The organism is Clostridium sp. ZBS2 (assembly GCF_023845855.1).
Taxonomy (GTDB): domain Bacteria; phylum Bacillota; class Clostridia; order Clostridiales; family Clostridiaceae; genus Clostridium; species Clostridium aquiflavi.
Genome location: NZ_JAMQIF010000014.1, coordinates 24,437 through 36,989 on the forward strand (window position 1 = coordinate 24,437; position 12,553 = coordinate 36,989).

At 28.6% G+C, this 12,553-nt stretch carries 13 protein-coding genes; 11 read left to right on the forward strand and 2 right to left on the reverse strand.

Annotated elements, in window-relative coordinates; all coding sequences use genetic code 11:
- The first annotated feature begins 17 nt into the window (after positions 1-17).
- The 8 genes from rpsF (at position 18) to NG918_RS08865 (ending at position 7,286) form a co-directional block, all read left to right on the forward strand.
- A complete protein-coding gene (gene rpsF, locus NG918_RS08830; protein WP_252216633.1) occupies positions 18-305 on the forward strand; it encodes a 30S ribosomal protein S6 in 288 nt (95 codons plus the stop codon).
- A 13-nt stretch (positions 306-318) separates the two neighbouring features.
- A complete protein-coding gene (locus NG918_RS08835; RefSeq protein WP_252216537.1) occupies positions 319-762 on the forward strand; it encodes a single-stranded DNA-binding protein in 444 nt (147 codons plus the stop codon).
- 21 nt (positions 763-783) lie between these two features.
- Positions 784-1,035, forward strand: coding sequence for a 30S ribosomal protein S18 (gene rpsR, locus NG918_RS08840; RefSeq protein WP_252216530.1), 252 nt, complete (start codon positions 784-786; stop codon positions 1,033-1,035).
- A gap of 188 nt (positions 1,036-1,223) precedes the next feature.
- Positions 1,224-1,544, forward strand: coding sequence for a MazG-like family protein (locus tag NG918_RS08845; RefSeq protein WP_069680984.1), 321 nt, complete (start codon positions 1,224-1,226; stop codon positions 1,542-1,544).
- A gap of 23 nt (positions 1,545-1,567) precedes the next feature.
- Positions 1,568-3,508, forward strand: a complete 1,941-nt coding sequence (locus tag NG918_RS08850; protein ID WP_252216529.1) for a DHH family phosphoesterase — start codon at positions 1,568-1,570, stop codon at positions 3,506-3,508.
- A gap of 2 nt (positions 3,509-3,510) precedes the next feature.
- Positions 3,511-3,954: a 50S ribosomal protein L9 gene (rplI, locus tag NG918_RS08855; RefSeq protein WP_252216528.1), complete on the forward strand. Its 444-nt coding sequence runs from the start codon at positions 3,511-3,513 to the stop codon at positions 3,952-3,954.
- A 15-nt stretch (positions 3,955-3,969) separates the two neighbouring features.
- Complete coding sequence (lonC, locus tag NG918_RS08860) at positions 3,970-5,862, forward strand: Lon family ATP-dependent protease (RefSeq protein ID WP_252225708.1); 1,893 nt, start codon at positions 3,970-3,972, stop codon at positions 5,860-5,862.
- Positions 5,863-5,948: 86 nt separating this feature from the next.
- Positions 5,949-7,286: a replicative DNA helicase gene (locus tag NG918_RS08865; protein ID WP_252216523.1), complete on the forward strand. Its 1,338-nt coding sequence runs from the start codon at positions 5,949-5,951 to the stop codon at positions 7,284-7,286.
- 247 nt (positions 7,287-7,533) lie between these two features.
- On the opposite strand, the gene NG918_RS08870 is transcribed toward NG918_RS08865, so the two are convergent.
- The gene (locus NG918_RS08870) at positions 7,534-7,887 is read right to left on the reverse strand and encodes a protein phosphatase (protein ID WP_252216520.1); all 354 of its coding nucleotides are present in this window, start codon (positions 7,885-7,887) and stop codon (positions 7,534-7,536) included.
- A 214-nt stretch (positions 7,888-8,101) separates the two neighbouring features.
- Between NG918_RS08870 and proC the strand changes: the two genes are divergently transcribed.
- From proC to NG918_RS08885, 3 genes are all read left to right on the forward strand, one after another.
- On the forward strand, positions 8,102-8,902 hold the full coding sequence (proC, locus tag NG918_RS08875) for a pyrroline-5-carboxylate reductase (protein WP_252216518.1): 801 nt from the start codon (positions 8,102-8,104) through the stop codon (positions 8,900-8,902).
- Positions 8,903-9,627: 725 nt separating this feature from the next.
- On the forward strand, positions 9,628-10,875 hold the full coding sequence (locus NG918_RS08880; RefSeq protein ID WP_252216515.1) for an ammonium transporter: 1,248 nt from the start codon (positions 9,628-9,630) through the stop codon (positions 10,873-10,875).
- A 15-nt stretch (positions 10,876-10,890) separates the two neighbouring features.
- Positions 10,891-11,229, forward strand: a complete 339-nt coding sequence (locus tag NG918_RS08885) for a P-II family nitrogen regulator (protein WP_252216512.1) — start codon at positions 10,891-10,893, stop codon at positions 11,227-11,229.
- Positions 11,230-11,327: 98 nt separating this feature from the next.
- On the opposite strand, the gene NG918_RS08890 is transcribed toward NG918_RS08885, so the two are convergent.
- Positions 11,328-12,500, reverse strand: coding sequence for an NAD(P)-dependent malic enzyme (locus tag NG918_RS08890; RefSeq protein WP_252216509.1), 1,173 nt, complete (start codon positions 12,498-12,500; stop codon positions 11,328-11,330).
- Positions 12,501-12,553 lie beyond the last annotated feature (53 nt).

The following is a 12,553-nucleotide window of genomic DNA, read 5'->3' on the forward strand; positions in this document are numbered from 1 at the left end:
CAAAGGAGGTGAAAATGATGAGAAAGTATGAAACTATATTTATACAACACCCATCATTCGATGAAGAAACTGTAAAAGCAAACATCGAAAAGTTTAAAGGTGTTATAGAAAATGGTGGAGGAACAATCGAAAATGTTGATTTTTGGGGTAAGAGAAAGCTTGCTTATGAAATCTCAAAGGTTAGCGATGGTTACTACACTTTAGTTAGCTTTAATGCTGGTCCTGAATTACCAAAAGAATTAGATAGAGTATTCAGAATTACTGATGGTATAATCAGACATATCATTGTTAAGGAAGAAGTTTAAGGTGGTGTTTTAAATGAACAAAGTAGTTTTAATCGGAAGATTGACGAAAGATCCAGAACTAAGATTTACTCCTGGAGCTGGAACAGCAGTAACTACCTTAACATTAGCAGTTGATAAGTATAATTCTAAATCTGGTCAAAGAGAAGCAGACTTTGTACCTGTAGTTGTATGGGGCAAACAAGCTGAAAGTACTGCGAATTACATGAGTAAGGGTAGCCAAATGGCTATAAGCGGTAGAATTCAAACCAGAAATTATGAAGCAAAAGATGGAACAAAGAGATATGTTACAGAAGTAGTTGCTACAGAAGTTCAGTTTTTAAGTAAATCAAATGCTTCAGGAAATGTTGGTGCTAATTATGGTAACAACACTGAATATTCATCATCAAATAATCCATTTGATGATATGAACTTTGAAGAAGACATAACTCCAGTAGATGATGGGGATATGCCATTCTAATTTAGGTAAGGAGGGAATAACATGAGCAGAGAAGATAATAGAAGATCTGGCGGAAGAGCTAGAAGATCTAAAAGAAAAGTTTGTGCTTTTTGTGTAGATAAAGCTGAGTCTATCGATTATAAAGATATAAACAAGTTAAGAAAGTATGTTACTGAAAGAGGTAAGATACTTCCTAGAAGAATTTCTGGAACTTGTGCTAAGCATCAAAGACAATTAACAGATGCTATTAAGAGAGCAAGAAACATAGCTTTATTACCATTCACAACTGAATAGTAATAAAATTACTCCCCTGAGAAATCAGGGGTTTTTTATTACACAGAAATCTTTAAGTTAAACGTATTTATACTTAATTATATAAATAAATGGAAAAATAATACAAATAAATATGTATATGCCTTGCATTAGTAAGTAAAAAAATTTAAAATAATTATACAGGGTTGGGAAATGTGAGGTGATTATAGATGAAAAAAGATGAATTAAATATAATGACTAGTGTTAAAATAATAGAAAATTTAAAAGCTCAATTATTATGTATTATAGGAGAATTTTTCAGATTATTAACAAAAGGTAGTAATGTTACTCGTAATTCCATATTAGATTGTATTTCAGGTGCAATTAGTATATTATATGTTCTCGCAGAAAAGTTAGGATATTCTTTTGCAGAGGTTGATCATGTTATGAAAGAAAACTTAGAATTAGGAATTAGAGCTGAAGATGAGGTTGAAAGAGATGGTAAAAGTCTAAGTAAGCTTAAGACCTATATCAATAATAGAAGAGATTAACAATAAATTTAGGAGGCTTTTTTATGAATAAAGTAACAACTATGAGGAGGTTACTTAAGCCGATTATATTAATTTTATTTTCATTAATTTTATATTATTTTAATTATCCAGGAATAGCATTAATAATTTTTTTAGTTTACTTAGTGGATAATTTTTATCAATTAAATTATTATTGGAAAAAAGACAATGATATTGATGAATTTATAGAAAAACTTAATAAGGGTATAGAGAGTAATATATTTCAGTTTGTACATCCTCTAGCTTTAATTAGAAGAAATGGTGATATTGTATGGAGCAATTCTATATTTACTGAATTGAAATCTAAGGAAGAATCATTAAACAAAAATATTTTAAGTATAGCTAGAGGTATAAATTTAGGACGCATATTAAGTGATAAGGAAACCTTACATCAAAGATTAAAGATAAAGGGTAAATTATATGATACTTATGCAACTAAAATTAATATAGAAGATAATGAAGAACTATATTTAGTGTATTTTAATGATGTAACTGAAATAATAGGTTATGAAACTACAAAAGAAAGTGTTATGTTAATTGAAGTTGATAATTTCACAGAAGCACTAGAAACAACTGAAGAAAGTAATAGACCTTTATTAGTTGCAGAAATAGAAAGAACAATAAATGCATATGCTAATAATTTAAAAGCAATGATAAGAAAATATGATACTAATAAATATGTTCTATCTATTCAAGATAATTTTATAAAAAAACAGATTGATGAGAAATTTAAAATATTAGATGAGATTTCTAAGATAGATAAAGGAAATAAAATTGAAGTTACACTAAGTATTGGTATTGGCAGAGGGGGAATATCTCCAGCAGAAAATGCTAAATATGCTAATACTGCAAAAGAATTAGCTTTAGGTAGAGGCGGAGATCAAACTGTTGTTAAAAGTAACGATGAAATAAAGTTCTTTGGTGGAAATACTAAAGAAATAGAAAAAAGAACTAGGGTTAGAGCTAGAGTTGTAGCACATGCTTTGAATGAATTAATCTTCGTAAGTAGTAATGTTTATATTATAGGACATAAGAATCCTGATATGGATTGCTTTGGAGCAGCTATGGGTTTAGCAAGTGTTATTAAGCAATTAGGTAAATCGTGTAAGATTGTATTACAAAATGATACAAATGCGATAGAATATTATTTAGATAACCTAATGAAAGATCCTAAATATGATGATTTATTTATATCCACAGAAAAAGCAAAAAATGATTTAGATGATGATTCATTGCTTATAGTAGTAGATGTTCACAATAAAAGCTACGTGTCTGATTTGGAACTAGTAATGAATGCTAAGAGAAAGGTTATTGTAGATCACCATAGAAGAAGTCCTGATATGATTGAGGGAGATATATTAAATTATATAGAAGTATATGCATCATCAACTTCAGAGATGGTTACGGAAATGATTCAATATATGATTGATAAGCCTAAGTTAGCTAGAACTGAAGCAGAAGGATTACTCGCAGGAATATTTATGGATACTAAAGGTTTCTTATTTAAGACTGGAGTAAGAACATTTGAAGCAGCATCATTCTTAAGAAAATCAGGAGCAGATACTATAGAAATCAAAAAAATATTTAGTGATGACTTAGAAAATTATTTACTTATTGCAGAAGCAATAAAATCTGCAGAAGTAAATGACAATATAGCTATTGCAATATGCCCTAAAAATGTGGATACTGTAATTGTAGCCAAATCTGCTGATGAACTGTTAAATATATCTGGCATAAATGTATCTTTTGTTTTAGCACAAATAAATAACGATATATATATAAGTGGAAGATCAGCTGGGGATGTAAATGTTCAAATAGTTCTAGAAACCCTAGGGGGCGGAGGACACATGAATATTGCAGGTGCAAAAGTATCAGACGCTAAAATTGAAGACGTCGTTTATGATTTAAAAGAAGCAATAAAAAAATATTTAAAGGTGGGAGATTAACTATGAAAGTTATTTTATTACAAGATGTTAAAAAGATAGGTAAAAAAGGTGAAGTTATAGAGGCTTCAGATGGTTATGCAAGAAACTTTTTATTTCCTAGGAAATTAGCTCAAGAAGCTACTGATTCAAATATGCATATCTTAAATAACAAAAAAGAAAATGAAAGAAAGAAAAAATTAGCTGAAATAGAAGCAGCACAAAAATTAGCTGGAGAGCTAAAGGGAAAAGAAATAACAATAAAAACTAAAATAGGTGAAAGTGGAAAATTATTTGGTGCTATTACTAGTAAAGATGTGGCTGCATTAATAAAAACTCAATATAATGTTGAAATAGATAAAAAGAAAATAGTAATGGATACAATAAAATTATCAGGAAATTATGATATAGAAGTTAAATTATATCCTGAAGTTAGTACAAAAATGAAGATAAATATAATTCCACAATAATAAGGAGGATTTGTTTTGAAATCAAATGAAGAAACAAACTTATTAAATAGTATAATGAGTGGGAATTTATCAATAGAAGCTCAAATAGATGCTTTATTTAATGTAACAAAAAATATTTTAGATAAAGGTGCATTTAGATCTAGAGTTGTTAGATTTAAATTAGATAGATATGTAAAATCACAAGATAATTGTGATAGAATGTTTGCTTTAAAAACTATACTATCTGAGGGCGAAAAAAAAGGAATTCCTAAAGAAGAGGACTTGGAACAAGAAGTAAAAATAATTATAGAACTGATTGTAGATGAGATTGCCAAAAAATATGTTCAAAACAAAATAGAAATGAAGGTTGAACAGGCAATAATGGAGAAACAAGAAAAGTATATTGATGAAGTAAAATTATCTGTAATTAAAAAGCAAAAAGGTATTGAAAATAATAATACTATGAGTAAATTAAATAATTTAATTTCTTTAGATGAAAAAGTAACTAGTAAAAATATCATGAGCTTTTTAAGACCAGATAGTTTTGATGAAGTAGTAGGTCAAGAACGTGCTATCAAGTCATTAATATCTAAATTGTCTTCTCCATATCCTCAACATATTATATTATACGGACCACCTGGGGTTGGTAAAACAACTGCAGCAAGACTTGCTTTAAAAGAAGCAAAAAAATTAAATTTTACTCCATTTGATGATGAATCAAAATTTGTTGAAGTAGATGGAACTACTTTAAGATGGGATCCAAGAGAAATAACTAATCCTTTATTAGGATCAGTACATGATCCTATATACCAAGGAAGTAAAAGGTATCTATCAGAGGCAGGAGTTCCTGAACCAAAGCCAGGACTAGTTACTGAAGCACATGGAGGAGTATTATTTATAGATGAGATAGGAGAATTAGATCATATATTACAAAATAAACTTTTAAAAGTTTTAGAGGATAAAAGAGTAGAATTTTCATCTTCATATTATGATCCAGATGATGAATCAACTCCTAAATATATAAAATATTTATTTGATAATGGAGCACCAGCTGATTTCGTATTAATAGGTGCTACTACTAAAAGTCCAAGTGAAATAAATCCAGCATTAAGATCTAGAGCTACTGAGGTTTATTTTGAACCATTATCTTCTGATGATATAGAGCTTATAGTTAAAAAAGCTTCTGAAAAATTAAATGTTACTTTAGAAGAAGGTGTTGCTAAGAAAATTAGTAATTATACTTTTGAAGGTAGAAAAGCAGTAAATATATTAACAGATGCTTATGGATATGCATTATACATAGAAAAGCAAAGCAAAGATAATGTTGAAATAAAGCTAGAATATTTAGATGAAGTATTGTCTGTTGGAAGACATGTTCCTTTTGAAATATTTGATAATACTGAGGAATATGAAATAGGACATATTTATGGCTTAGGAGTAAGTGGATTTTTAGGTTCAACTATTGAAATTGAAGCCAATGTTTTTGAGGCTAAAAAGAAAGGTGCTGGAGTAGTAAGATTTAATGAAACAGCAGGTTCTATGGCTAAAGATTCTGTATTCAATGCAGCTTCAGTTATAAGAGCCATAACTGATAAAGATATAAAAGATTATGATATACATGTTAATGTTATAGGTGGTGGAAAAATTGATGGTCCATCAGCTGGGGTTGCAATTACATTATGCATAATAAGTGCATTATTAAAGAAACCTATAAAGCAAGATATAGCAGTAACAGGTGAAATATCTTTAAGAGGAAAAATAAAACCTGTAGGCGGAATATTTGAAAAAATATATGGTGCTAGAAGAAAAGGAATTAAAAGAGTTTTAGTTCCAAAAGATAATGAAAAAGAAATTCCAATGGGTCTTAAAGATATAGAAGTTAAATCAGTAAGTACTATAGAAGAAATTATGGATATTGTTTTTGAATAATGAAATAGGCTTCCTTGAACTAGGAAGCTTATTTTAAATTAAAGTTTAGATTGTATTTTATTAAATTCAAAAAGGGAGGACTGTTTTTGGAATCACAAGTTATGAGAACTTTACCTCAGAGTATAGAAGCTGAACAATCGGTAATAGGATCTATGATTATAGATAAATCTGCTATTGCTAAAGTCTTAGAAAGCTTAGAAGAAGAAGATTTCTATAGAGATGGTCATAAAGTAATATTTAGAGCTATATTAGATATGTTTAGAAAAGATATGGGTGTAGATTTAATTACTTTATTAGAAAACTTAAAAAGTACGGAAATGCTTGAAAGAGCAGGTGGAGTAACTTATATAACAGAAATAAGTGCATCAGTTCCTACTACAGCAAATTTATCTTCTTATATAAAAATAGTAGAAGAAAAATCGGTTTTAAGAAAACTTATAAAGGCTTCAACATCAATAATAGAATCCAGCTATAATAATCAAGGCGAAGTTGAAAATGTATTAGATGGAGCTGAAAAAAGAATATTTGATATAGCTGAAAAGAAAACATCAAAGGATTTTGAACCGTTAAGTGACGTTTTAGAAAGAGGTTTTCTTGAAATAGAAAGACTTTTTAATAATAGAGGTGAAATTACAGGGGTAGGCTCTGGTTTTGCAGATTTAGATTCTAAAACATCAGGATTTCAAAAAGGTGATATGATTCTTATTGCTGCTAGACCATCTATGGGGAAAACTACATTTGCATTAAATATAGCAGAACATGCAGCGTTAAGAGAAGGAAAAAGCGTAGTTGTATTTTCTTTAGAAATGTCAAAAGAACAATTAGCATATAAATTACTTTGTTCTGAAGCAAATGTTGATATGTTAAGACTTAGAACAGGTGAGTTAGATGATAAGGATTGGGAGAATATAGCTAGAGCTACAGGTCCATTATCTAAAGCAAAAGTTTATATAGATGATACAGCAGGGGTTTCCGTTATGGAAATGAGATCTAAATGTAGAAGATTAAAAATGGAATATGGAATAGATTTAATAGTTATAGACTATTTACAACTTATGTCTGGAAGTACTAGTAGTGATAATAGACAACAAGAAGTATCAGAAATATCAAGATCGATAAAAGCGCTGGCAAAGGAAATGGAATGCCCAGTTATAGCATTATCGCAATTATCGCGTGCTCCAGAACAAAGAGCAGACCATAGACCAATGTTATCGGATTTAAGAGAATCTGGTTCTATAGAACAAGATGCTGATATTGTTATGTTCTTATATAGAGATGAGTATTATGACAAAGAAACTGAAGATAAGAATATTGCTGAATGCATAATAGCAAAGCAAAGAAATGGTCCAGTAGGAACAGCTAAACTTGCATGGCTTGGTCAATTCAGTAAATTTGGAAATTTAGATGTTATTCATAAAGAATAAAAATATTTACATTACTATTTTTAAATCAATAGTTAAAAATAATAATATATCAGGTAAGATATATTATTAGTGAAAAACTGAGAATGAGCGTATTTAGTTTAAATCTCAAGACAATACTGATAATCAAGAAAAAATTCTTATTTGGAATTTTAAAATATACGTTTTAAAGCCTTTGATTTTAAATTAAAACTCTCAACTCTCATTTCTCAACTTCTAACTAGTAAAGCTCAATTTAGCAATTTTATTTTTAAATACATCTAATTTTTTTTACTTTAGGAATATTAATTTTAATTTCTTTTTTTTCTTTGAAAAGAGAGATTTCTTCTATATTAATATCTTCTAAATAATAAATTCTTCTAAAATTATAATTTACATCATTATATTCATAAAATTCGAAAATTAAAAAATTATTCTTATAGAAGATTTCTAAAAAATAATTCCTATTAGAGGAAAATAATATATCTATATAATAAAAATTATAAGTTTCTTTTAAGTTAATCTTAGGAATTTTTGAGTCTAAGGTTTTTTTATCTAAAAAGTAATTTATAAAATCTTCTTTATTTAATAAAGAGTTATAACAAAGCATAGAATCATTGTTCATAGATATTAACCTCCCTTCTAATGTCATTATTAGTTTATGAAATAGAAGAGTAGCTATACTATGATTATAGTGGAGAAAATTTTAAAAATAGGCTATGTTTTAAGAATGTGTTGATATATGCATAAGTAGGTGTACAGAGTAATTGAATTTAAAAATGTTATTTTAAAACACGCATTTAAAATGTAATAAAAATAAAAAAATGGGGGCTTAATTTATGGATAGAAAAATTGGTTTTATAGGTTGTGGAAATATGGGAAGTTCTATGGTTGGAGGATTAATTAATTCAGGATCTTTTGAATCTAAGAACATATTTGTTTCTACAAAAACAGAAAGTTCAGCAAGCAATATGAAAGATAAATTCAACATCAATGCTAGCATTAATAATAAAGATGTAGTCAAAAATTCTAATATAATTATTTTATCTGTTAAACCATATATGTTTAAAGATGTAATTAATGAAATTAAGGATTATTTAACTGAAGATAAATTAATAATTAGTGTAGCAGCTGGGATTACAATTGAAAATTTAGAAGATTTAATAAGCAAGAAGCATAAAATAATTAGAAGTATGCCTAATACTCCAGCCTTAGTTGGAGAAGCAATGTCTGCAATATGTCCAAATGCAAATGTATCTAAAGAAGATATGGAAGTATGTAAAAAGATATTTGAAAGTTTTGGAGAATGTGTTGAAATATCAGAAAAAGATTTTCATGCATTTATTGCTTTATGTGGATCGTCACCAGCATACATATTTATGTTTATAGAAGCTATGGCAGATGGTGCAGTAAAGTTAGGAATACCTAGAAATAAAGCTTATAAGATGGCAGCTCAAAGTGTATTGGGTTCTGCAAAAATGGTTTTAGATACAGGAAAACATCCAGGAGAATTAAAAGATGCAGTTTGTTCACCTGGTGGAACTACAATTGATGCTGTAGTTGAATTAGAAAAGTTAGGTTTTAGAAGCAGTGTTATAGAAGCTATGGATAAATGCGCAGAGAAGTCTAAAAATATGTAATGTATCTGAAATAGATTATGTTTTAATGGAGTATTTATATATGCATAAGCGAAGTGGACTAAGTAATTGAACTTAAGAGCTCTATTGCATATATAAATACACATTAAAAATATAATTATAAAATTTAAAAAAATAAATATAGTTTTTCTTTTAATTAATCATAAAAAATAAAAAATTATATTGCTCCCTCTGTTTTGTGGACAAAAATTCAAACTTTTTTTGGGGATAACTTTTTAATTATGAATTGTGGATAAATTTCAAAAAAATTTTATGTGGATAAGTATTTTGAAAATTTGTGTGAATAATTTTTAAAAATATAAATCTATAAATAAAATTAAAAAAACTACAAATTATAATGATTAAAAAATTTAATGGCAACTATGGGATTTATAATATTATGATCAAATGTTGAAATATAAGAGTAATAAAAAATAATAAACATTTATATTTAATGTAAGAAAATATATCAGATGTTAAATGAATTAATAAAAAGTAAGCAAAATTATATTTAAAAGTTAATCAAAATTTTATATTAAAACATTATTGACAAAATTATATGAGAATAATATACTATAAAACATAAACAATGGAGTTAAAAAATGCGATGCATTCGCAGTTTTTTAACTCCTTTTTTTTATATTAATTATAAAAAAATTTAAAACTTTAAAGCTAGCAATTAAAAGTTTTTAAATTAATAGTAATTTTAATTTAAAGGGGGAACTTTTATGGAAATTAATTTAGCAGATAGTTCATTTATTATAATTTGTTCAGCATTTGTATTTTTAATGACACCTGGGCTTGCATTTTTTTATGGTGGTATGGAAAGAAGAAAGAATGTGCTAAATACAATTATGACATCATTTTTTAGTTGTGGTCTTGCATCTGTAATGTGGGTTTTAATAGGTTATTCATTGTCATTCGGTAATGATTTTCATGGAATAATAGGTGGTTTTAATTTATTAGGACTTGTTGGCGTAGGAGCACATCCTAATGCTGCATATGCAAGTAATATACCACAATTGCTTTTTGCTGCATTTCAAATGATGTTTGCAATAATAACACCAGCACTTATAACAGGATCTTTAGCAGGAAGAATGAAGTTTTCATCATTATTTATTTTTATTGCAGCTTGGTCAATTTTAGTTTATTATCCAATGGCTCATATGGTATGGGGTGATGGTGGATTAATTAAAGCTTTAGGTGCAGTTGATTTTGCAGGTGGTAATGTAGTACATATTAGTTCAGGTATTTCAGGACTCATAGCTTGTATTATGCTTGGCAAAAGAAGAGGTTATGGTATGATGTCATATAAGCCTCACAATATACCGCTTGTAGTACTTGGAGCATCATTACTTTGGTTTGGATGGTTTGGATTTAATGCCGGTAGTGCATTAGGAGCTGGAACGCTTGCAGTTCATGCTTTTATGACAACAAATACTTCAGCAGCTGCTGCTATGCTTTCATGGATGTTAATTGAAAAAGTTAAACATGGTAAGCCAACAGTACTTGGTACAGCAACAGGCGCAGTTGTAGGGTTAGTTGCAATTACACCTGGAGCAGGATTTGTTCCAATTTGGTCTTCAATTATAATTGGAGCACTTGTATCACCAATATGTTTCTTTTTTATAGGAAGGGTAAAAGCAAAATTTGGATATGATGATGCACTTGATGCTTTTGGATGTCATGGTATGGGAGGAGTTTGGGGTGCTATTGCTACTGGTCTTTTTGGTAATACATCAATTAACTCAGGGGCACAATGGAATGGACTTTTATTTGGAGATACTCGTCTTTTTATAGCTCAAATATTAAGCATTATAATAACAATTATATTTGCAGGAATTATGACTTTCTTAATTATAAAAGTTATGAAATTATTTAGTGATATTAGAGTTGAAAGTTCAGAAGAAGCTGATGGCCTTGATGTTGTTGAACATGGTGAATCTGCTTATCCTGCATTTACTGGATTAGATTAAGGAGGGAAATTTATTGTGAAGAGAATAGAAGCTGTTATTAGACCTTCAAAACTTGAAGAGATTAAAGAAGCTTTAAAAAATAAAAACATTAATGGAATGACAATCAACCAAGTTATGGGGTGTGGAAAGCAATATGGTTGGACTGAATATCATAGAGGTAGTGAAGTTATAACAAATGTATTGCCTAAAATAGAAGTAAAAATGGTTGTTGAAGATGATAAGGTAGAAGAAGTTATTTCATTAATTTCGGAAATTGCAAGAACTGGAGATGTTGGAGATGGTAAAATATTTGTTATAGATATTGCAGAATGTGTGAGAATTAGAACTGGTGAAAGAGGCAATAAAGCATTGTAATAAATTAAAATATAATTATTAAAGATATAACTGTTGAATAATTTCTAAGTTATATCTTTAATTTATAAAAACTAATATTTTAGTTAAATTAAGTATTGTTATATTTGTGCAGCTCCGCTTTCAATTGCAGCTTTTTTCACAGCATCTGCAACAATAGTTTGAACATCTAAATTAAATGCTTTAGGAATTATAAATTCAGCACTTAACTCTTCATTAGAAACAGAATTAGCTATTGCATAAGCAGCAGCAACTTTCATTTCTTCATTTATTTCTGATGCTCTTACATCTAATGCACCTCTAAATATGCCAGGGAAAGCTAATACGTTATTTATTTGATTAGGATAATCTGAACGTCCAGTGCCCATTACAGCAATTCCAGCTTCTTTTGCATCTTCAGGGAATATTTCTGGAGTTGGATTTGCCATAGCAAATATTATTCCATTTTCATTCATAGTCTTAACCATTTCTTTTGATACTATATTAGGAGCAGACACACCTATAAATACATCAGCATTTTTTATTGCATCTTTTAAGTTACCACTCTCATTATTAGGATTAGTTATTTGAGCTAATTCTTCCATATATGAATTATTAGAATCCTTACCTTTTGTAATTATTCCATTTATATCACACATAATAACATTTTTAACTCCTGAAGATATTAACAATTTACATATAGCAGTTCCAGCAGAGCCAGCACCATTTATAACCACTTTAATATCGTCTAGATTTTTATTTACTATTTTCAAAGCATTAATCATACCAGCAAGAACAACAATAGCAGTTCCATGTTGATCGTCATGAAAAACTGGTATATTTAATTTTTCTTTTAATTTCTTTTCTATTTCAAAACATCTAGGAGCTGAAATATCTTCTAGATTAATTCCACCTAAAGTTGGAGCTATATTACAAATAGTAGAAACTATTTCATCAACTTCTTTAGTATCTAAAACTATAGGAAATGCATCAACATCTGCAAATTCCTTAAATAAAACACTTTTACCTTCCATAACGGGTAATGCTGCAAGTGGTCCAATATCACCAAGTCCTAACACTGCTGTACCATCTGATATAACAGCAACAGAATTCCACTTTCTAGTATACTCATATGCTTTATCAGGATTTTTATGTATTTCTCTACAAGGCTCAGCTACTCCAGGGGTATAGGCTAGGCTTAAGTCTTTAGAATTTTTTACTTCACAAGTTGATTTAATTTCTATTTTACCTCTTTTTTCTTTGTGGAACTTTAAAGATTCTTCATAAATATTCATACCAACACTCCTTAATAGTTTTTATAAAATTTAACGGTATAATTCTAATGATA

Excerpts from the sequence above, each read along its gene's own strand:
- rpsF (WP_252216633.1), top strand. The coding sequence starts at position 18 with ATGAGAAAGTATGAAACTATATTTATACAACACCCATCATTCGATGAA.
- NG918_RS08835 (WP_252216537.1), top strand. The coding sequence starts at position 319 with ATGAACAAAGTAGTTTTAATCGGAAGATTGACGAAAGATCCAGAACTA.
- rpsR (WP_252216530.1), top strand. The coding sequence starts at position 784 with ATGAGCAGAGAAGATAATAGAAGATCTGGCGGAAGAGCTAGAAGATCT.
- NG918_RS08845 (WP_069680984.1), top strand. The coding sequence starts at position 1,224 with ATGAAAAAAGATGAATTAAATATAATGACTAGTGTTAAAATAATAGAA.
- NG918_RS08850 (WP_252216529.1), top strand. The coding sequence starts at position 1,568 with ATGAATAAAGTAACAACTATGAGGAGGTTACTTAAGCCGATTATATTA.
- rplI (WP_252216528.1), top strand. The coding sequence starts at position 3,511 with ATGAAAGTTATTTTATTACAAGATGTTAAAAAGATAGGTAAAAAAGGT.
- NG918_RS08870 (WP_252216520.1), bottom strand. The coding sequence starts at position 7,887 with ATGAACAATGATTCTATGCTTTGTTATAACTCTTTATTAAATAAAGAA.
- proC (WP_252216518.1), top strand. The coding sequence starts at position 8,102 with ATGGATAGAAAAATTGGTTTTATAGGTTGTGGAAATATGGGAAGTTCT.
- NG918_RS08880 (WP_252216515.1), top strand. The coding sequence starts at position 9,628 with ATGGAAATTAATTTAGCAGATAGTTCATTTATTATAATTTGTTCAGCA.
- NG918_RS08890 (WP_252216509.1), bottom strand. The coding sequence starts at position 12,500 with ATGAATATTTATGAAGAATCTTTAAAGTTCCACAAAGAAAAAAGAGGT.